Origin of the sequence: Neorhizobium galegae, from assembly GCF_017877055.1 — a bacterium.
GTDB classification, from domain to species: domain Bacteria; phylum Pseudomonadota; class Alphaproteobacteria; order Rhizobiales; family Rhizobiaceae; genus Neorhizobium; species Neorhizobium galegae_D.
This window is the reverse complement of record NZ_JAGIPG010000001.1, coordinates 1,165,028-1,183,135: the sequence shown is the minus strand read 5'-3', so window position 1 is coordinate 1,183,135 and position 18,108 is coordinate 1,165,028. Positions and strand designations below refer to the sequence as shown.

The following is an 18,108-nucleotide window of genomic DNA, read 5'->3' as shown; positions in this document are numbered from 1 at the left end:
CCCCTGGCGCAGGGCGAGGTATCATCGACTCGGGGCCTCCGAGATGGGCGCGCATGCGCCCAGCCGGACTGTCATGACAATTCCCAGAAATGCTAGGGTCGCTATCGTCCCGATCGCCACAGTCCACCAGATGGACGGCACGACGCCCATCCCCGCCAGCAAGATCGACATTGCGAGCGGAGCGACGGCCGACATCATCTGCTTGGCCGACGTCACCCAACCCATGCGGCTGCCGTAGCCGGCCTTCCCGAACAACTCCAGCGGCAACGTTCCGCTCACGATACTTGTCAATCCGGAACCAAGTCCGAAGCAGACCGCGAACAGGATGGCACCAGGGACGGACGGCGTCGTCCAAATGAGGATCGTCAGGCCGAACGGGATCAGCGCCGTGGCGATCACCGCCAGCCATCTCTGCGGCAGTTCGCGCCCGAAGACCAGGTTGATCAGGCGGCTTGCGACCTGCGAAGGACCGAACAGCGAGGCGACGACGAGGCCCGCGGTTCCCATACCCAGCGCCTGGGTCAGCGGGACCATGTGAACGAGGATGGCGGACAACGCATATCCTTCGATGGCGAAGCCAAACAGCATCAGGAAGAACAGCAGGTTCCTGTTTGCTACCGCCCGGACGGGTGCCGCCGTCGGAGGATTGGCTTTGGACGCCGACACGGCGCTGGTCGTCAGACGCGCCAGGGCGAGGTGGACGGGAAAACAGGCGGCCAGGTTCATGGCCGCGAAGACCAGGTAGATTTCACGCCACGACAGGAATCCGTGCATCCAGGAAGTCAGCGGCCAGAACATCGACGACGCGAACCCGGCCATCAGTGTCAGGTGAACGATCGAGGTCTGGGCCTTCTTCCCTCCCGCCTGCACGATCGCGGTGAAGGCCGTCGCGTAGAGCACGGCGGCGGAAACAACCTCCGTCAACGCCAGCGAAACGGCAAAGGTCAGTGGTCCCGACGACATGGACATCATCACCAGGCAGGCAGCCGCCAGCAGCGACCCTATGGCCATCAGGCGTCCCGCCCCGATCCGGTCGGCAAGAGTGCCCGAAAGCGGAGCGGCGAGGCTGCCGGCCAGCAGTGCGATCGAAAACGCTCCGAACACCCACTGCTGCGACCGCCCGATGTCGCGAGCGATCTCCGGAACAAGAATACTGAAGGCATAATAAAGCGTGCCGTAGCCGATGTTCTGCGAAGCTCCCAGACCAATCAGGGCCCAGAGCGGCAACTTCTGCTCGCTGGGCATCATGCGCGCTCGATCTCGACCTCTGTCTGGCCGCAACCGCAGCCAGCTCTGCCTTCAGATTTCGCTTCGGCGTCAGCGGCACAGCATGCATCTACCGTAGCAAGGGGCGGGCCTCCACAACACCCTGAAGAGACCGAAATCGGTGGAGCAGCGACGCAGACGCCTGTCTCGGGAAGCACGAGTTCGACCCGTCGGGCGGCGGCATGATCGCCAGCCAGTTCCGCCACGACAGACCGCACCTGCTCGTAACCCGTCCTCATCAGGAAGGTCGGCGCTCGGCCGTAAGACTTCGATCCCACGATGTAGAAGTCCTTCTCCGGATGCGACAGTTCATCGACTCCATGCGGGGGGACGGTGCCACAGGAATGAAGGTTCGGGTCGATAAGAGGAGCCAGTGCCGGCGGCGCCTCGACAGCCGGATCGACGCTCAGCCGCAATTCCCTCAAGAACGAGAAGTCCGGGCGGAACCCGGTAGCGACAACGACCTGGTCCATCTCAAGTTCGATCGCCTCCCCATCGGCCGTCGCGGTCACGACGACCTTGTCATCTCTCCTGGCGATCCTGCTTGCCGAGAAGGACGTGAGCATCTTGAGCTTTCCCGCGTCCATGGCCTCCTTCGCCGCAAGGCCGAGAGCGCCCCGTTCCGGAAGCTGGTCGTTCAAACCACCGCCCAGCAGCCTGGCGACGCCGTGACGGCGAAGCGCCCAGTGGATTTCGGTAGACGGATCGGCCTGCTGAAGCTCCAGCAACGCAAGGGCGACGTTGATTGCCGAATGGCCGCTCCCCACCACCAGCGTACGCTTGCCCACGAAGTCCGAGCGCCTTTCTCCTAAAACGTCAGGGATGCCATAGGAAACCCGTCCGCCTGCGCTCTCGCCGAGGACCGGAATGCCGTTTACGCCTATTGGGTTCGGCTGCGTCCATGTGCCGGAGGCATCGATCACTGCCCGCGCGACGACCTCGTGCTCGCCGTCCTTGTCCTGATATCGGATTGCGAACGGCGCGTCGAAGCGGTCCCCGGAAGAAACCTTGTCCAGCCCCCGACGGGCAATGGCCGTGACGGGCGCGCCGAGTTTTATCGCCTGCTCCATGGCCGGAACGCGCGACAGGGGCAACAGGTAGTCATCGACGATCTCGCGCCCGGTCGGCAGGTATTCGGGCGAAGGAGCAACCCAGCCGTTGCTCTCGAGCAGCCGCCGCGCGGCGTCATCGATATTGTATTTCCATGGCGAGAACACCCTGACATGCCCCCACTCCGCCAGGGCTGTCCCGACAGAAACGCCCCGCTCCAGAACGATCGGCGCCATGCCGGCTTCAAGCAGCCTTGCCGCCGCCGCCAGCCCGACCGGACCTGCACCGACTACCGCAACGGGAAAGGCGTCATTCGACTTCATCTTGATCTCCATCGGTATTTCTGGAAACTTCGAAATTAACATGAAAAAAATGCGGTCAGGCGACGATCCTGGTCGCCGGCCCATCGCATCCCTGGTCGGCGCAGCACTCGTCGACGAGATAGCCGATGAGTGCATTCATGTGCTTGTAGTTCGCGGTACAGATCAGCGTCGTCGCCTGCCGGTCCTGAACGACCAGCCCCGTATCGACCAGACGCTTCAGATGGTGCGACAGCGTCGATCCGGGGATATCCAGCTTTTCCTGAAGTCGGCCGACGGGAAGCCCCTCCTCGCCGGCGCGAACCAGAACACGGTAAATCTTGAGGCGGGTGACGTTGCCAAGGGCTTCGAGTTGGGATGCTGCTTTTTCGATGATCATGGAAATACGGTAGCGGTGAAAGCTGGAGCGGTCAAGGCTATTTCCACAATCATCGAAATACATCAGGTTGATTTGACCCAAACCTGGCCCTCATCGCGATCGGGCATGCGGAAATGCTCGGGCGATGCGGCAGGAAACGTTTCAGGCAATACGCTTTCCTTCATCATCGAGAACGCGTTCGCCGTCTTCCTTTGTGAACGGCCCCTTGAACGCGTCCACAGGCAGGATATCCAGGACCAACTCGGACGGCCGCGACAGGCGCGTACCCATCGGGGTGACGACGAACGGTCGGTTGATAAGGATCGGGTCCTTCAGCATCGCATCGAGAAGCTGGTCGTCGGTCAGCTCCGGATTGTCGAGGCCGAGCTCCGCATAGGGCGTGCCCTTTTCGCGGATCGCCTGGCGTACGGTCAGTCCGGCGTCTGCAATCATCCTGACGAGCTGCTCGCGGGTCGGCGGGGTTTTCAGATACTCGATCACGGTTGGCTGGATGCCTGCGTGCTGGATCAGTTCCAGAGTGTTTCGGGAGGTCCCGCAGGCGGGGTTGTGATAGATGGTGACGTCCATGTTCAATCGGCTCCTTGCGCGGTAATAGGGGGAACTTCGTTGCCTCGTTCGGAAAACAGCCATCCCGCCATGGCGGCGGCGATGAGCGCTCCGAGGATTTGGGCAACAATGAAGCCCGGCAGATCGGTGGGGCGAATGCCGGAGAAGGTGTCGGTGATGCTCCGTGCGATGGCGACCGCCGGATTGGCGAAGGATGTCGATGCCGTGAACCAGTAGGCCGCCGTGATATAGAGGCCCACCAGCAGAGGGACCGCCTCGACCCTGAAGCGCAAGCCGCCAAGTATGGTGAGCAGCAGGCCGAAAGTCGCAACCGACTCCGCAATCCACTGAGCCGATCCCGTACGGATCGTTCCGGATATTTGGAGGAGCGAAAGATCGAACATCGCGTGAGCGACCATCGTTCCGGACACGCCGCCCGCTATCTGCGCCAGGATGTAAGGAGTGACCGCAGAGACCTTGAATTCCCGACGCACGGCGAAAACCATTGTCACGACGGGATTGAAGTGCGCTCCCGAGATCGGGCCGAGGATCGTGATCAGCACGAACAGGATTGCTCCGGTCGGTATCGTATTGCCCAAGAGGGAAATGGCCGTGTCGTCGGTCAGCCGATCCGCCATGATGCCCGAACCGACGACGGTTGCGACGAGGATCGCGGTGCCGAGGGCCTCCGCGACCAGGCGGCGTCCAAGATCGACCGCCACGCTCATTCGGCCTTCTGGGAGTCGCGGCCGATCTCGTCCAGTCGTTTCTGGAGTGCCAGCTTGTCGAGGCTGGTCATCGGCAGGCTGGTGAAGATGGAGAGGCGGTTGTTGAGCATCCTGTAGGTATCGTCGAAAGCGAAGTGCTTCTCGGCTTCGGTCCCTTCGGCGGCGGCAGGATCGGGAACGCCCCAGTGGGCGGTCATCGGCTGTCCCGGCCAAACCGGGCACGCCTCGTTGGCGGCGTTGTCGCAAACGGTAAACACGAAATCCATCTGCGGGGCGCCTGGAGCCGCAAACTCCTCCCAGTTCTTCGAGCGGGCGAAGCTGGTGTCGTAGTTCAGGGTCTTCAAGAGCTGGAGCGTGTAAGGGTGGACTTCGCCTTTCGGCTGGGAGCCGGCCGAATAGGCCTTGAACCTGCCCTGGCCGAGCCTGTTCAGGATGGCCTCCGCGATGATGGAGCGGGCTGAGTTTCCGGTGCAGAGGAAGAGGACGTTGTAGGTGCGATCAGACATGACGGTTGTCCCTGGTGACGTTGTTCCGATAGGCTTGTTCTGTTTCCCGCTTCGGATGCTCCGGACCGACCGCCAAGGACGGTGGCACCGGCGACTTCGAGCCGTCACGCCTTCGCCGCAGCGGGAGCGCAACAGGCGGCAACCTCTATGGCGGGAGCACAAATTTCCGGATGGCCCGCGCAGCAGTCCTCCATCAGGAAGCGCACCAAATCGCCCAGCACCTCGATATTCGCCCTGTAGATGATCGAGCGCGATTCACGCTGCTGGAAGACCAGGCCCGAGTGTTCGAGCTCCTTGAGATGAAACGAAATATTGGACGCCGACACCCCTGCCCGCTCGGCAATCAAACCTGCCGCCATGCCCTCGGGTCCGGCGACAACCAGCATCCGGACGATGTGCAGTCGCGTCTCTTGCGAGAGAGCACCGAAGGCCCCCAGAGCCTGCTGCTGATTCAACATTCATATAATCCTTGAAATATTGAATCATGGGTACTCCAGTGAGGCTGACTTTGCAAGAGGACCACCATTCGCGGGGTGCTGGTTGTGCTCTTCGGCTACCTTCAGCGCCTCGCATTCGGCGGGAAGGTGAGAGGGCAAAATTTCGGCGTGTCGATGCTCGGCGGTCGCTTCAATCTCATGAAGCTCGTCACCAAGGTCGAGGCCGACGTCTTCGAAGAATACGCCGGCCATAGGCTCAAGCGCGGATGGAAATATACGCTGCAGTTGGCCGTCCATTACGTGGATGCCCCCAAAGTTGGCCCGGCATTCAGCGAGGAAGCTGGCGTGCTGTCCGGGCATGTTCTGCAGTACGATTTAGGCGGCGGTCAGACGCCAGGCTTCTTGGCGGCCAAGCGCTCCTCGCAGTTCCTTTGCGGCGTGCCGATCGATCATAAAGGCTCGGATGTCTTTGTGCCTGTGCCTCAATTCGCTTTTCTGACCGCCGGCTATTGATTTGGAGTGCGCGGCGCTTTCCTCCGGAGAATCAGCGCATGACCTGCGAGTGCATGATGTGCGACGGCTTGGCGACGGATGTCTCTAGTGCGGCGGCAGTGGCGGCAATAAGTTTGCCTATGCCACGCGGGGCCTCGTCAACATTTTTGGTTGAGTGGGTAAGGTTCGGCTCAGCGTCGCAGGGCTCGGATACGAGCCCCCGGCTCAATTCGCCGTCAATGGCGGCTTTACATTTTCAGCGGCTGCGTTCAACATTTGAGAACATCCTGTGAAAACCGCCGGAGGCTTGCAGCCCGTTGATGGCGGTTTTTCAATGCTCCGTCGTCGGCGTGACGCGGTCAAGCGCCCATCGCTTTCGTCGTAAGAGAGCAAGCGCTCTCCTCAACGAACTTTGTGGCCCATCCCAGAATCGGTGTTGTCGCGTTTAGGTGTCATCACGGAGTCCGCTTAGAAGTACGCTTTGGCGACTTGCGTAGCTAGAGTAGCCGCGAGAACTGGCGGAACGGCGTTGCCGACCTGCGTGAACTGCCGCGCGTTTGGTCCAAGGAATCTGTAGCTATCGGGGAACGTCTGGAGACGCGCGCATTCGCGTACACTAAGAGTCCGCGGGATTTCTGGGTGCAGGTGCGAGCGGCCACCGCCGTTCGTGCCTCCGGCAATAACCGTCTTCGATGGACGTGTAGGCGTCAGGCGGTCGACTCGACCGAGCTGGTCGCGCTTGCCGTAGTCCAAGACTCGATAGCGCATGATCGAAGCGACTGCATGCCTCCGCGTCTCGTGGTTCTCGTCCATTGACTTTGGAAGGGTATCCAGGACGCTGCCGCAGCCGACGTGTGACAGTCTCTCTGGCATCTCGAACTTGCCGCCGACGCGCGATCCCACAACGAACATTCGCTGACGGAATTGGGGTACTCCGTAGTCCGCAGCATCCCATACTTCCGGGTCTTCTACGGCGTAGCCCGCTGCAGTCAGGATCTTGATTGCCTCGCCGAGCTGCTCGCCGCCATCTAGGTCACGGAGTCCGGGCACGTTCTCGATGATGAAGGCCGCTGGCCGGAAGTGTACGACAAGATCGACGAACTTGAACAGCAGGTTGCCATTTTTAGAGTGGGCGAAGCCGACCCGCTTGAAGTTCTCTCCGGACTTCGAGAAGCGTTGATTTGCCGCGATGGAGAACGGCTGACAAGGTGGCCCCCCAACGAAGACGCCTTCGAAAGGATTGGAGATGATACCGGTCAACTGTTCGATGATCTCCTCGGTCTTGGAGACGTCGCCGTTATAGTGTGGGGGGCCGAAAACCTTCCACTTGGGGCGGTTGACCCTGAGCGTCTTGCAGAAGATCTCGTTGAACTCGAACGCGGCCTTGTGCTCGAATCCTAGAGCCTCCAGTCCGAGATCCATACCGCCGCAGCCCGTGAAGAATGACACGACGGGGACTCCCTTTGCGGCCGGAGCGAAATCCTTCAGCGAACGCGGACGTGCGCCGGTCCACACAAGGGATCTGCTGTTGGAGTACACCAAGTCGTCTATCGTGCAGCCAACACGCTCCATGACGTCGCAGATGTCTTCGCCAGCGGCAGCCGCATTAAGTAGCTTGCTGTGAGCCGTGAAGAGATCCTGCGAGGACTTGGGAGAGATGCTGAGCATGTTCATGTAGTCGCCGCCTTATATGCGCCTTTGGCCTCCCCGTAGACCACTTTAGCCTGCTCGGCGTCAAGAAAGTCCCGCTGGCCGGAATTTTTCAACCACGCGTCGTAGAACCGGTGGATACCGCGATGACACGTTGGGCATACCGCAACCAGATCATCGAGCATTGTTCCGTCCTTCGACGTTCTCGCGCCGGAACAAAGCGGCAACAAGTGATGTATGTCAAGGATCCGCGGTGTCCAGGGGTACGTTTTCGAGGTGTCTGTCTCACAAAAGTCGCAGACCGGCGAAGGGTTCGTTTTGAAGAACTCGAGCCGGATTTTCCCATTGCGCTCAATGATCAGATGGGTCTTCCGAGACTTCGCGCCCTCGGCGAATGTCGTGGTTGCAGAGAATCCTGCTTCTTCGACGTCGCTGACTGCTGTCGTCGCGTAGTCGAGCTCCAGGTTGTCGACCGCAGATTCGAAGAGGTCGGTGATTCGGAAAACTTCCTCGGCGCCGTCTCTGAGGGGGTCGCCCCCGATCGGATCAAGCTGGTCGAACAGATTGGCGGCGTCTTCCTTTGTCAGCGAGACCGTCAGCTCCCGCTTGTCCAAGGAGAGGTAGGAGATCTGGGCGATCACCTGGATGCTCTCGGCGGCCTGTCGGTCTACCTTGTCCGCGTCATGGCCCTCGTTGATGAGGTCGACAAACGCTGCCTGATCCTCGTCTCCAACAAATCCGGAAGCCCCATAGGAGGCGACGATTTCGGAGATACTTGTCGTGAAGACCCCGACTGCGGCGCGGGCCAGCATGAACTTCAGCGAGAACAGCAGGGGGTATCGGCGCACTGTCGCGTGATTCCAATCCTGGAGGACCGGTGACGGATCGGTGGTCGCCTCGCAGAGGAAGTGGAAGTACTCGTCCGTCGTGACGCCGCCGTCCGAGGCAAGCAGTTGCGCAATCTTCGTTGGGCGCGACCCAGTGCCGACTCTCGCGCAGATCAGCGACAGGCCAAAGACGCGACTGTAGTTCCTCCATGGAGGATATCTGTCGTCGTCGGGCAGAAACGGCAGCCTCGTGACGCCATGAAGGGTCTTGCGGTCAGTAAGGCGCAGGTCGTTGTTCAGCGCGAACTTAGCGATTTTCTTCAGGTTGTCGAATTGGAAGTAATCCAGCCGGCCCTGATCCCAACTCCACATAGTCCCCCCTGCGACATAGACCTCCGGTAGCTTCGCTGAAACACGGGTGAGTCGCTAGATCTGAGCCGCGAATATTCGACTCGATCGTCGCTCTGGGGGAGCCTAAGGGTGCTTGTGAGGGGGCACGCCGTCATGCGGAGTGCGTGGCTTCGTCGCATAGGAAGTGTCTTATCTCCTCGCAAAGGGTAGGCAGGTTCTGATTCTTGACCTGGCACTCCCAGATAACGAGTTGACCCCATCCCAATGCATTGAGCTCGTTACTGATCTTGGTGTCGCGGGCGACATTCTGCTCTAGCTTCGGTAGCCAGTAGTCAAGCCGCGACTTAGGAAGGCGGCCATTGTTACAGCCTGCGCTGTCATGGCGGTGCCAGAAGCAGCCGTGCAAGAATATGACCTTCCTGCGGTTCGCGAAAACCAGATCCGGTTTTCCTGGAAGCTCCTGCTTGTGGAGTCGATATCGGAACCCCATCCTGTGGACCAAGCGCCGAACGATCATCTCCGGCTTCGTGTCCTTACTGCGAATGCGAGCCATTCGCTCAGAACGCTGTCCGGGGCTCAGGGTGTCCGTCAAGCATCACCTAACAACGCTGTTGTAGAGCCCTACTGCACGGCGATGACGGCGCCCAGCAGCCTCCCAGTTGCAGACTAGGAGAGCAGTATCTAGTAACTATTCGGCGGAAACTTGGTGAACTCAGAAAAGTCGACGCCTTCCGGAGGGGGCATAGCCATGATCTGCCGGACTTCCTTCGGTTTTAGGAGCTTGGCCCCGTAATTGGCGCTCACACCTGAAAAGGCATGGCCGCACTGCTTATCGGCGAGACGTTCGCCGACATGGTCGCGGAACCAGTCTTTCGCACTATGCCGAAGACTGTGGAACACTTGCCGCTGCGTCTTGTGGATCCCGAGCGCGTTCATCCAGTTATACATCTGTTTTTGGGCGGCGTCCGCCGGATCGTCTGCCGTGTGGAAGTGGCTAAACACGAAGCCATCAGGGGACTTCACATTCTTCGCGTACTCGATAAAACCGCACTCGTGGAGCAGCGGATGAATTGCGACGTACCGCTTCGAGGTCTTCGTCTTAACTGGGCGGTCGATGTCCTGTCCGCCCAGCCGAAGCGGGCGTGTCAGGTCAATGACTTCGTTTCCCTCGGCATCCACGATGTCGGTCCGTTGAAGATAGATCAGTTCCGTGAGCCGCATCCCAGTGAGTAGGCCAGCTAGCGGCAACCAGGCTTTGTGCGGTTTCTTCATGAGCTTGGGCGTTGCCGCATCGCGCAGCCAGATATTGAGGGAAGGAATGGCCATCGGTTCCCGATCAATGGACGAGACGGTATCCTTCGGCATCGATACCCTGTAGGCGCCCATGTCGCGCAACCCCGGCACCCCCGCCGAAAAACGGGACCAGATGTTTTTTACTTCCGAGAGATAGCTGGCAACGGTCGTTTCCGACATGCACGGCTTTCGTTGGTCGAGGGGCAACTTCGCATTCTTCTCGACAGTCTGCTCCAACGTTAGTCCCTTAAAAAGCGCGATCTTCGAACGGTTCGTAGGAACGCGGGCGAGGAAGGTTGCGAAGTCCTGCATATGGATCGGAAGGTAGTACGTCAAAGGCTTGTCGCCGATAATTTCCAAGAACGCCGTGAATGCTGTTTCGAGCCTGTCTTCATACCGGGGCGCGCTCTTGCCGCTGGGGTTCACTGCGTCCTTGCGAGCATCGAGAATCGCTCTGCCGGCCACACTCAGCAACGTGCTCGGTTTGAACGCCCTTTCATCGGCCTCCGGCTCAGGGACCGGCTCCAGCGCCGCTGCAGGAGCTGGAACGGCGATCTGACGCTCGATCCGCCCGAGAAGCCCGACGACCGACTCGTACGTCGCCCGCTCGGATTCCCACGCAGTCTTGTCGGACGCCAGCGCCTGCCCGATCCTACCAAGCCGTTCCTGAAGTGCCGCAAGCTGTTTTTTGCGTTCGTAAAGCGGCCCCACATGTTTTGTTAATCTCTCTAGGCGCCCAGCAGTATTGGGGTACTCCTGCTCCTCATGGTACGCTTCGCGACGGCTGGCCTGGAGCTTCGCCATCTGTATGTTTAACGAACTCGCCTGCCTCTTCGCGTCGGCGAGTTCGGCGGAAAGCGCCGCCAAAGTGGATGTCAGGACGTCGCGCGTCATCTCCGGCTCCTCAATAAGGGCAGTCGTCGCGCCGGCTAGGATTCGCGCTCGACGCCTAGCTTCCTCGATAGGAAGCGGGCCGAGGTTGAGCCGAATGGGCGATTCCCCGAATTTTTCCCGGAGGGTAACCGGAACACGTTGTTGGAAAGTGAATCCAGATGGTCGACGCCAAAGGTACATCCATGCCCCCGTTAGTGGGCCCGGCATGTGTACGGTCGTGCGTACAGCGGTGTGTACGCTGAAAACGGGCGCCTAAAACTTTAAGGAAATTCAGCGCCTTAGGATGCTGGTGGGCCCGGAGGGACTCGAACCCCCAACCAAGCGGTTATGAGCCGCCGGCTCTAACCATTGAGCTACAGGCCCGCCGATCCGGCAGAAGTGGGGCGCAATGGTCCGCCGTCACATCGAGGTCCGCTCTAACGCAATTCACGAGATGCTACAAGCCGTTGCCGCAATAGCTTCACAATCAACCGGCAGGTAGGCTCGTCTGGCGCGAACAGGCCGAGCCGATTCCCGTTTCGGCGGGTTCGCGCGGCAGACGGAACATTACGGGCGGGTTAGGGAACAGCATTCCCTCCGCTCTGGCAGATCGGAGAACATCCATGCGCGTTGCGCTTTCGTCGTCACGTCTCGTCCTTGCAGCCGCATTTGCCGGTGCGGTCGCCGTCTCTTCCTCGGGCCAGGTTTTGGCCCAGGATATCCGCCCCCGCGAGCCAGTCATCAATGTGCTCGGCGAGGGCCAGGCTTCCGTTGCGCCCGACATGGCCATCCTGACGCTTTCGGTGGTTCGCAACGGCAAGACGGCGGAAGCGGCGCTTTCGGCCAGCAGCGCCGCCATGAAGGACGTACTTTCGGCTATAAAGAGCGACGGCATCGCCGATCGCGATATCCAGACCAGCAATTTCTCGATCTATCCGCAATATCGCCATCCCGAACCGAAGGAAGGCGTCATCGAGCCGCCGCAGGTGATCGGCTATGAGGTGTCCAACACACTCACCCTCAAGGTCCGCGATCTTCAGAAACTCGGCGGTCTCATCGACCGTTCGGTGAAGCTCGGTGTCAACCAGGGCGGCCAGATCGCCTTTACCAACGACAAGCCCGACGACGCGATGACCGAGGCGCGCAAGAAGGCGGTCGCCGAGGCGCTCGCCAAGGCAAGGACGCTGACAGAAGCGGCCGGCGTGAAGCTCGGCCGGATCCTGGAAATCAGCGAGAACTCCATGCGCCCCGCGCCGCAGCAGATGGTGCGCATGGCGATGGCCAAGGACATGGCCGCCGAAGCGGTTCCGGTCGCCGGCGGCGAGAACACCTATACGGTGACCGTCAACGTCACCTTTGCTCTGGAGCAATAATTACGGGTCGCCGAACAGAGCCGGACGCCCTCCCCAAGGGCGCCCGCCCTCCCTCGCCTGCAAATAGGCAGAAAATAAAACGCCCCCACCAGATCGTCAGACCTGGTGGGGGCGCTTGTCCTCCGTCAACGGGCGATGGAGACGGAAGGGTTCTTGGGGATGAAGCCTAGCGGCGAATGACCGGGCAGCCACGCTCGTTGGCGAAGACGACCCGGTCCGGGCCGCGGCGGCCGAAACCGGCAACGATGACGACCCGGCGGCCGGCATCCACGACGCGGGCGCGGCGCAGGCCCATCCGGCTTGCCTTTTCTTCTGCCAGCCAGGGAGCGCAGCCGCGGGGCCCGCGATCCGGACGCCAGTCACGATCACCGCCGCGATCGGGACGCCAATCGCGGTCACGGTCGCGATACTGCACCTGGATGGCGAATTCCGGGCCGGCGGCAGCAGCCGTCGGGGCTGTTGCGGAAAGGCCGGTGAGCGCGATGAGGGCGGCCACACCGGCTTTGATGATCATGCTGGTCATAGAATGTTCTCCGAAATCCGGGCCAGGTTCTGCGGCCCCAAAGGTTGTTGCTCTCGCCTTTCCGAGCGATTGGCGCGACCCTAGCCCAAGGGGTCTGAACAACATCCTAACCGGTCATTCAGCCGGTATTCATCTGCCGCTCGGACCCGAAAGGTCACGGCGAAAGATGCAGCACGACCTGGCGGACATGCGGCTGGTCGCGATGTTCGAAGAGGTAGATGCCCTGCCAGGTGCCGAGCACCAACCGTCCGTCCCTGACGGGAATGCCGAGCGAAACGGTGGTCAGCGCCGCCTTGATATGCGCCGGCATGTCGTCGGGGCCCTCGGTGGTATGGGTGACCCAGCGCATGTCGGGATCGGTGGTCGGCGGCACCAGCCGGGAGAAAAAGGTCTTCAGGTCGCGGCGAACGTCCGGATCGGCATTTTCCTGGATGATCAGGGAGCAGGACGTATGGCGCACGAACACGGTGAGCAGCCCCTCGCCCGCCTGCGTACGGCGCAAAAAATCCTGCGCCGCATCGGTGAATTCGTAGAGCCCCTGGCCGCTTGTGGAGATCGAGATCATGGTCTGGGGCATGGGACGGTCCTCATCGGCGGTCGGCGCCGGCAGCAAGAACGGAAGCGCCGGCAGGCAGACGGCACTCCTATCATCGGCCGGCTATAATGTCAGGAAGGGCTCGAAGCCGCCGAAGATCATCCGTTTGCCGTCGAAGACCTGCGTCCATTCGTCTCCGGAAAACCGCTCGTCCTTCATCACCCTTGCATTGATTTCGTCCCGGCGGGCCCGGCTTTCATAGGTGATCCAGGAGAAGATGACGATCTCGTCCTCCTTGGCCTGCACGGCCCGCGGGAAGGAGGTGAGCTCTCCGTAGGGCACGTCGTCGGCTAGGCATTCCACATAGGACAACGCGCCGTTTTCCATCCAAACGGCACCGGCAAGGCGCGCCATGTCCTTGTAGCGTTCGAGATTGGCCTTGGGCACGGCCAGAATAAACCCGTCGACATAGGGCATGATTTTCCTCCTTGTTGCGTCAACACCCCAAGGACGTGGGAGGGAAAGCAAAGCCGACAAGTGCACCCGCTTTTTCTTTATCCTCCGGGGTTTTCCCCCACAAAGCTCCGAAGGGCGGCAAGCGCACGCTCGGCCGCCCATCCGCCGGTCAGAACTGACCTGCTTCAGGCGCGCCAAGCTCCTCGATGGAATCGACCCGGTCGGGATAGAAGGCGACATGCTCCTTGATCCCGGAGACGGCTTCGTAAGGGTTTTCGTAGGACCAGACGGCATTCTTCGAACGCTCGCCGCCGGCCGGAATGCTGAAATAGGAAGCCTCTCCCTTATACGGGCAATAGCTCTGGTGGTCGGTCCGCTCGAGGAGCGACATATCTATATCCTTGCGCGGGATATAGTGGACCGGCGGGTAGGAGGACTCGCGCAAGGTGAGCGAATTGACGCTGTCGGCGATCACCTTGCCGCCGAGCTTCACCACCACCCGCGCCGGATTGTGCGCAACGGTGATCGGATGATCCGGCCCTGGAATTTTCTGTGCCCTGACATTCATGGTTCGTCCTTTCGGGTTCGACGTGTACCCTCGATATAGGGCGCCCCTAAACGCCACCAAGCGGCCGAAGCGGAACGCTCCGGCCATCGACGGCGAACAATCGCCGCGTCACCCGTCAGAACGTGGTGATCACGCTGATGCCGGGCGTTTCGGACCTGTCGAGCGTCATCAGGCCCGGCACCGCCTCTTCCAGGCTGATCCGCTTGGCGATCAGCTGCTGCGGCTTCATCTTGCCAGCCTTCAGCATGGCGAGCATGGCATCGTAGCGCCAGGCCTGCATGCCGTGACTGCCGTAAATCTCCAGCTCGTGGCCGATCACCTGCGCCATCGGGATCGAGGGCGTAGCATGTTCGCCAAGCATCAGCCCGACCTGCACGTGCCGGCCGCGGCGGCGGAGGTTCTTGATCGAGTTGAAACAGGTGACCGGGTGGCCGAGCGCGTCGATCGACACATGCGCGCCACCGCCGGTGATCTCGCGAACCGCCTCGACCACATCGGCAACCGCGCTCGCGTTGATGGTTGCGACCGCACCGCATTGGCGGGCAAACGCCAGCTTGTCTTCGGAAAGATCGATGCCGATCGCGTTGGCTCCAAGCGCGGTGGCGATCATGATCGCCGACAGGCCGACGCCGCCGCAGCCATGCACCGCGACCCAGTCGCCAGGCCCGGTGCGGGCCTGGTCGGCAACGGCGCGGAAGGAGGTGGCGAACCGGCAGCCAAGGCTCGCCGCCGTCGCATCGTCGATCTCCTCAGGCAGGTGCACGAGGTTCGTGTCGGCATAGTCGATCGCCACATATTCGGCGAACGAGCCCCAATGGGTAAAGCCCGGCTGGAACTGGTTGGGGCAGACCTGCTGGTTGCCGGAATGGCATTCCGAACAATGGCCGCAGCCCGACACGAACGGCACCGTCACCCGGTCGCCTATCTTGAAGCGCATCACGCCCTTGCCGGTCGCCACCACCTTGCCGGCAAGTTCATGGCCCGGCACATGCGGCAGTTGGATATCCGGGTCATGCCCCATCCAGCCATGCCAGTCGCTGCGGCAGAGCCCGGTCGCGCCGACCTTGACCACGACGCCGTCAAATGTCGGCTCCGGATCGGGAAGATTGCGGATTTCCGGTGCCTTTTCAAAGGCTTCGTAGAACATGGCTTTCATTGGAGGCCCCCATCTTGATGCGGCCGCAGCATAATCGACGCGGCTCACGGGTCAATCAACCCATGCGGCACCTTTTACCAAACCTGCATCGATTACGTCACGACTAGGCGTTGCCGGAGGTTTCTCACAACTCCGGAAAGCCGCGCTTGCGCCACTCGCTTTGCGGCACCGGCGCGCCGATGTCGAATGCGAAGGACACGATTTTGGTGGCATCCTCGTCAACCTCGCAGCGGAAACTCAGGTCGTACCACTGCGCATTGGCCCGGAATGCGCCCCGCTTGACTTCAAGGACAGTGCCGCTCGGTAGACGATAGGCCGGCAGCATTTCCGGTCTGTAGGATTGAGCCGAATGCCGGAGTTGCTCGCGAAGTTCCGTCGCACAGAGCTGGCCGGCGCGCACCCCTCGCGGCACATTGCCCATCGCCGTCGTGGCGATGGCATCACCCGTAGCGCTCTGCGAAAACAGCGTCTTTGCCTCGGTCAGCTCGACCGGCTTGTCGGCGGTCGGCGTCTTGGAGGGGGCGCTCTTGGGCGAAGCGGTCGGCGGTGCAGTCACGATTTCGGTTTTGGTCGCATCCGGCGAAACCCCAGCGACCGGACCGTTCTGCAATCCGTTGGCTGCAGCAACGCCGACCTCCGGCAGTTGGATATCATCCGGCACCGGATTGGCCGGTGGTGCCTCCACGACGATAGGGGCCTCTTTCGCCTGCTTTACCGGCTCGGCGGCCTCCGCATCCGCCTTGCTCTCGGCAGGCGGGCTGGTCGTTTCCTTCGATGCATTACCGGTTTCGGATTTCTTCGGTCCGCTGTCCTTCTCGCCGAATTCGAAGACGGGGCGCAGAACCGGCAAAGGCTGCCCCTTGGCCTCCTTGGCGGACGGCGGCGGCTCGGCAGGCTTTTCCTGAGGCGCCGGCGGAGGCGGCGGAGGTGGCTCCGCCTTCTTGGCCTCTTCCTGTTTTGCAGGTTCCGGAGGCTTCTTTTCCTCCGGTTTCGCCTCTTCGGTCGGCTTCTTCTCTTCGGCCTTCTGCTCTTCCGGCTTCTTCTCCGGCTCTACCGGCGGAGGCACGATCTCGACCTGGACGCTCTCCTCCTTCTCCGGCTCGGACTGATCGACCGGCAGGTGGAAGAACAGGGCCGCCACGAAAACGACATGTACCAGGATGGAGGCAGGGATGCCCCATCCTATGTCACCGCGCGGCCTTCCAGATAAATCCGTCATGGCAGCGGATGTAAGATGGAAAGCCGGCCGGATCGAGTCCCCGAGTGATCAAAACAACGCAAAATCCAGCTTTCCGGAAGCGAGTTGCGCTGCCGCCCCTCTTCAATGGGATTCGGAGACAGTTTGCCCATTGCAAACAAACCGACCATATGGTATGTTTATCCCATGTCGAAAGCTCACAGGCGAGAAAAACAACCCGAACAGGTACGGCGATCCCTTCTGGACCACGCGGCACGATGCGCCGTGGATGAAGGTCTCGGCAGCCTGACCCTGCAGGCGGTCGCGGACGCGGCATCGGTCACCAAGGGCGGGCTGCTGCATCATTTCCCGAGCAAGCAGGCCCTGGTCGAAGCCGTCTTCGAAGACCTGCTCGGCAAGCTCGATATGGAGATCGACCGGCTGATGAGCGAGGACGCAATCGACCGGGGCCGGTTCACGCGCGCCTATGTCGACGCCTTTTTCCAGGTGACCCGCGATGGGGCCGAAAGCCCCTGGGCGGCACTGTCGATTTCCTGCATGACCGATCCGCGGCTCAGACAGCTCTGGTCGGAATGGATGCACGATCGGCTCGAACGCCATGCGCAGACCGACAGTCACCCGGCCTTCAAGCTCGCGCGCTACGCGGCGGATGGCATCTGGCTCGCCAATCTCATGGAAGCGGACGGTTTACCGGCAAAGGAACTCGCCGAACTCCGCGACCACCTGCAAAACCTTACGATACAAGAGTAACGAAAATGAACCCCGCCCTCCTCACCTACGGTTCGCTCGCCGGTGCAATCGTGCTCGAAGTCATCGGCACGACCTTCCTGCAGCAGAGCCAGCAGTTCACCCGCGCATTGCCGACCATCCTGATGGGGCTGTGTTATGCGGCCGCCTTCTATCTCCTGTCGATCGCCTTGCGCACCCTGCCGGTCGGCATCGCCTACGCGATCTGGAGCGGCCTCGGCATCGTGCTGATCTCGGCCGTCGGCCTTGTCCTGTTCCGCCAGACCCTCGATACCGCCGCCATCATCGGCCTCGGCCTGATCATCTCCGGCGTCGTGGTGGTCAACGTGTTTTCGAGCTCGGTCGGGCATTGAAAAATGAATGCCAGGTTTAGGTGACCGCCCGATATTGCCCGGCGATCTGCTTTTCGCTATGGAAACGGTCGCTGGATCTGAACTCAGCCGTAAGCGTCTAACGTGAAGCAACGCATCCCAACCCCGGATCGTCGGTAGTGGCGATTTTGATCGGATGCATATGCTCGATATCGATCGACGATCCTCTTCAGAAAAGTCTTCTCCATGAAGCTTATGCGCCTCCCCGCACGCTATGCGGCCCTTCTCATGCCGTTCGTTCTGTCCATCCTGATGACTTTTGTCGTGTCAGGTGTCGCGACACTCAAGAACCTCGGTTTTGCTCCCGAATTTCTGCCGAGCTGGATGTCGGCATGGCTGGTCTCCTGGCTTATCGCGTTCCCGACCCTGCTTGGAGCCCTGCCGGTGACGCGGCGGATCGTCCAGTCCTTGATCCGGCCGGCCTGATCACCAAAAACAGAAAACCCGGCCTGCTTTCGCGGGC

At 61.1% G+C, this 18,108-nt stretch carries 22 protein-coding genes, 1 tRNA gene and 1 pseudogene; 5 read left to right on the top strand and 19 right to left on the bottom strand.

Annotation, left to right across the window (positions count from 1 at the left end; genetic code table 11):
* Positions 1-21 precede the first annotated feature (21 nt).
* The 7 genes from arsK to J2857_RS05500 form a co-directional block, all read right to left on the bottom strand.
* On the bottom strand, positions 22-1,248 hold the full coding sequence (gene arsK, locus J2857_RS05530; RefSeq protein ID WP_210008993.1) for an arsenite efflux MFS transporter ArsK: 1,227 nt from the start codon (positions 1,246-1,248) through the stop codon (positions 22-24).
* Complete coding sequence (locus J2857_RS05525; RefSeq protein WP_210008992.1) at positions 1,245-2,639, bottom strand: NAD(P)-binding domain-containing protein; 1,395 nt, start codon at positions 2,637-2,639, stop codon at positions 1,245-1,247. The genes arsK and J2857_RS05525 overlap by 4 nt, the downstream gene beginning before the upstream one ends.
* Positions 2,640-2,694: 55 nt before the next feature.
* Complete coding sequence (locus J2857_RS05520) at positions 2,695-3,015, bottom strand: ArsR/SmtB family transcription factor (protein WP_210010045.1); 321 nt, start codon at positions 3,013-3,015, stop codon at positions 2,695-2,697.
* Between the two features lie 141 nt (positions 3,016-3,156).
* Positions 3,157-3,582 carry an arsenate reductase (glutaredoxin) gene (gene arsC / locus J2857_RS05515; protein ID WP_210008991.1) on the bottom strand — a complete coding sequence of 142 codons (426 nt, stop codon included), beginning with the start codon at positions 3,580-3,582 and terminating at the stop codon, positions 3,157-3,159.
* Between the two features lie 2 nt (positions 3,583-3,584).
* Positions 3,585-4,289, bottom strand: a complete 705-nt coding sequence (locus J2857_RS05510) for an aquaporin (protein ID WP_210008990.1) — start codon at positions 4,287-4,289, stop codon at positions 3,585-3,587.
* Positions 4,286-4,795 (bottom strand): arsenate reductase ArsC, encoded by a 510-nt coding sequence (locus tag J2857_RS05505; RefSeq protein WP_210008989.1) that lies wholly within the window; start codon positions 4,793-4,795, stop codon positions 4,286-4,288. Before J2857_RS05505 ends, J2857_RS05510 begins: the two co-directional genes overlap by 4 nt.
* A 104-nt stretch (positions 4,796-4,899) precedes the next feature.
* On the bottom strand, positions 4,900-5,250 hold the full coding sequence (locus tag J2857_RS05500; RefSeq protein ID WP_210010044.1) for an ArsR/SmtB family transcription factor: 351 nt from the start codon (positions 5,248-5,250) through the stop codon (positions 4,900-4,902).
* An 87-nt stretch (positions 5,251-5,337) separates the two neighbouring features.
* Here J2857_RS05500 and J2857_RS05495 point away from each other — a divergent pair, with 87 nt between their 5' ends.
* Positions 5,338-5,745: a hypothetical protein gene (locus J2857_RS05495; RefSeq protein WP_210008988.1), complete on the top strand. Its 408-nt coding sequence runs from the start codon at positions 5,338-5,340 to the stop codon at positions 5,743-5,745.
* A 447-nt stretch (positions 5,746-6,192) separates the two neighbouring features.
* Here the strand turns inward: J2857_RS05495 and J2857_RS05490 are convergent, their stop codons facing one another.
* The 6 genes and pseudogenes from J2857_RS05490 to J2857_RS05470 all read right to left on the bottom strand — a co-directional run bounded on the left by J2857_RS05490 (position 6,193) and on the right by J2857_RS05470 (position 11,102).
* Positions 6,193-7,398, bottom strand: coding sequence for a DNA cytosine methyltransferase (locus tag J2857_RS05490; protein ID WP_210008987.1), 1,206 nt, complete (start codon positions 7,396-7,398; stop codon positions 6,193-6,195).
* The gene (locus tag J2857_RS05485) at positions 7,395-8,573 is read right to left on the bottom strand and encodes an HNH endonuclease (protein ID WP_210008986.1); all 1,179 of its coding nucleotides are present in this window, start codon (positions 8,571-8,573) and stop codon (positions 7,395-7,397) included. Before J2857_RS05485 ends, J2857_RS05490 begins: the two co-directional genes overlap by 4 nt.
* Positions 8,574-8,703: 130 nt before the next feature.
* Positions 8,704-9,105: a very short patch repair endonuclease gene (locus J2857_RS05480; RefSeq protein ID WP_210010043.1), complete on the bottom strand. Its 402-nt coding sequence runs from the start codon at positions 9,103-9,105 to the stop codon at positions 8,704-8,706.
* Positions 9,106-9,233: 128 nt separating this feature from the next.
* Positions 9,234-10,739, bottom strand: coding sequence for a hypothetical protein (locus tag J2857_RS05475; RefSeq protein WP_210008985.1), 1,506 nt, complete (start codon positions 10,737-10,739; stop codon positions 9,234-9,236).
* 21 nt (positions 10,740-10,760) lie between these two features.
* Positions 10,761-10,919, bottom strand: a pseudogene (locus J2857_RS31475) (DUF6538 domain-containing protein); the annotation flags it as partial.
* Positions 10,920-11,026: 107 nt separating this feature from the next.
* Positions 11,027-11,102, bottom strand: a tRNA-Ile gene (locus tag J2857_RS05470).
* A gap of 239 nt (positions 11,103-11,341) precedes the next feature.
* Here J2857_RS05470 and J2857_RS05465 point away from each other — a divergent pair.
* Positions 11,342-12,091: an SIMPL domain-containing protein gene (locus J2857_RS05465; RefSeq protein WP_210008984.1), complete on the top strand. Its 750-nt coding sequence runs from the start codon at positions 11,342-11,344 to the stop codon at positions 12,089-12,091.
* A gap of 166 nt (positions 12,092-12,257) precedes the next feature.
* Here the strand turns inward: J2857_RS05465 and J2857_RS05460 are convergent, their stop codons facing one another.
* The 6 genes from J2857_RS05460 to J2857_RS05435 form a co-directional block, all read right to left on the bottom strand.
* Positions 12,258-12,614 (bottom strand): hypothetical protein, encoded by a 357-nt coding sequence (locus tag J2857_RS05460; RefSeq protein WP_210008983.1) that lies wholly within the window; start codon positions 12,612-12,614, stop codon positions 12,258-12,260.
* Between the two features lie 154 nt (positions 12,615-12,768).
* Entirely contained in the window at positions 12,769-13,191 is a 423-nt protein-coding gene (locus J2857_RS05455) for a secondary thiamine-phosphate synthase enzyme YjbQ (protein ID WP_210008982.1), read from the bottom strand.
* A gap of 81 nt (positions 13,192-13,272) precedes the next feature.
* Positions 13,273-13,626, bottom strand: a complete 354-nt coding sequence (locus J2857_RS05450) for a DUF1428 domain-containing protein (RefSeq protein ID WP_037076181.1) — start codon at positions 13,624-13,626, stop codon at positions 13,273-13,275.
* A gap of 148 nt (positions 13,627-13,774) precedes the next feature.
* Complete coding sequence (locus J2857_RS05445) at positions 13,775-14,173, bottom strand: DUF427 domain-containing protein (RefSeq protein ID WP_210008981.1); 399 nt, start codon at positions 14,171-14,173, stop codon at positions 13,775-13,777.
* 115 nt (positions 14,174-14,288) lie between these two features.
* Positions 14,289-15,329 carry a zinc-dependent alcohol dehydrogenase family protein gene (locus J2857_RS05440; RefSeq protein WP_210008980.1) on the bottom strand — a complete coding sequence of 347 codons (1,041 nt, stop codon included), beginning with the start codon at positions 15,327-15,329 and terminating at the stop codon, positions 14,289-14,291.
* 124 nt (positions 15,330-15,453) lie between these two features.
* Positions 15,454-16,548: a DUF930 domain-containing protein gene (locus J2857_RS05435; protein WP_210008979.1), complete on the bottom strand. Its 1,095-nt coding sequence runs from the start codon at positions 16,546-16,548 to the stop codon at positions 15,454-15,456.
* A 243-nt stretch (positions 16,549-16,791) separates the two neighbouring features.
* Here J2857_RS05435 and J2857_RS05430 point away from each other — a divergent pair, with 243 nt between their 5' ends.
* The 3 genes from J2857_RS05430 to J2857_RS05420 all read left to right on the top strand — a co-directional run bounded on the left by J2857_RS05430 (position 16,792) and on the right by J2857_RS05420 (position 18,071).
* A complete protein-coding gene (locus tag J2857_RS05430) occupies positions 16,792-17,277 on the top strand; it encodes a TetR/AcrR family transcriptional regulator (RefSeq protein ID WP_432420141.1) in 486 nt (161 codons plus the stop codon).
* 5 nt (positions 17,278-17,282) lie between these two features.
* Complete coding sequence (locus tag J2857_RS05425; RefSeq protein ID WP_210008978.1) at positions 17,283-17,627, top strand: DMT family transporter; 345 nt, start codon at positions 17,283-17,285, stop codon at positions 17,625-17,627.
* A 204-nt stretch (positions 17,628-17,831) separates the two neighbouring features.
* Positions 17,832-18,071 (top strand): DUF2798 domain-containing protein, encoded by a 240-nt coding sequence (locus J2857_RS05420; protein WP_210008977.1) that lies wholly within the window; start codon positions 17,832-17,834, stop codon positions 18,069-18,071.
* Positions 18,072-18,108 lie beyond the last annotated feature (37 nt).

Coding starts and splice junctions, on each gene's coding strand:
- arsK (WP_210008993.1), bottom strand. CDS start 1,248: ATGATGCCCAGCGAGCAGAAGTTGCCGCTCTGGGCCCTGATTGGTCTG.
- J2857_RS05525 (WP_210008992.1), bottom strand. CDS start 2,639: ATGAAGTCGAATGACGCCTTTCCCGTTGCGGTAGTCGGTGCAGGTCCG.
- J2857_RS05520 (WP_210010045.1), bottom strand. CDS start 3,015: ATGATCATCGAAAAAGCAGCATCCCAACTCGAAGCCCTTGGCAACGTC.
- arsC (WP_210008991.1), bottom strand. CDS start 3,582: ATGGACGTCACCATCTATCACAACCCCGCCTGCGGGACCTCCCGAAAC.
- J2857_RS05510 (WP_210008990.1), bottom strand. CDS start 4,289: ATGAGCGTGGCGGTCGATCTTGGACGCCGCCTGGTCGCGGAGGCCCTC.
- J2857_RS05505 (WP_210008989.1), bottom strand. CDS start 4,795: ATGTCTGATCGCACCTACAACGTCCTCTTCCTCTGCACCGGAAACTCA.
- J2857_RS05490 (WP_210008987.1), bottom strand. CDS start 7,398: ATGAACATGCTCAGCATCTCTCCCAAGTCCTCGCAGGATCTCTTCACG.
- J2857_RS05485 (WP_210008986.1), bottom strand. CDS start 8,573: ATGTGGAGTTGGGATCAGGGCCGGCTGGATTACTTCCAATTCGACAAC.
- J2857_RS05480 (WP_210010043.1), bottom strand. CDS start 9,105: ATGGCTCGCATTCGCAGTAAGGACACGAAGCCGGAGATGATCGTTCGG.
- J2857_RS05475 (WP_210008985.1), bottom strand. CDS start 10,739: ATGACGCGCGACGTCCTGACATCCACTTTGGCGGCGCTTTCCGCCGAA.
- J2857_RS05465 (WP_210008984.1), top strand. CDS start 11,342: ATGCGCGTTGCGCTTTCGTCGTCACGTCTCGTCCTTGCAGCCGCATTT.
- J2857_RS05460 (WP_210008983.1), bottom strand. CDS start 12,614: ATGACCAGCATGATCATCAAAGCCGGTGTGGCCGCCCTCATCGCGCTC.
- J2857_RS05455 (WP_210008982.1), bottom strand. CDS start 13,191: ATGCCCCAGACCATGATCTCGATCTCCACAAGCGGCCAGGGGCTCTAC.
- J2857_RS05450 (WP_037076181.1), bottom strand. CDS start 13,626: ATGCCCTATGTCGACGGGTTTATTCTGGCCGTGCCCAAGGCCAATCTC.
- J2857_RS05445 (WP_210008981.1), bottom strand. CDS start 14,173: ATGAATGTCAGGGCACAGAAAATTCCAGGGCCGGATCATCCGATCACC.
- J2857_RS05440 (WP_210008980.1), bottom strand. CDS start 15,329: ATGAAAGCCATGTTCTACGAAGCCTTTGAAAAGGCACCGGAAATCCGC.
- J2857_RS05435 (WP_210008979.1), bottom strand. CDS start 16,548: ATGACGGATTTATCTGGAAGGCCGCGCGGTGACATAGGATGGGGCATC.
- J2857_RS05425 (WP_210008978.1), top strand. CDS start 17,283: ATGAACCCCGCCCTCCTCACCTACGGTTCGCTCGCCGGTGCAATCGTG.
- J2857_RS05420 (WP_210008977.1), top strand. CDS start 17,832: ATGAAGCTTATGCGCCTCCCCGCACGCTATGCGGCCCTTCTCATGCCG.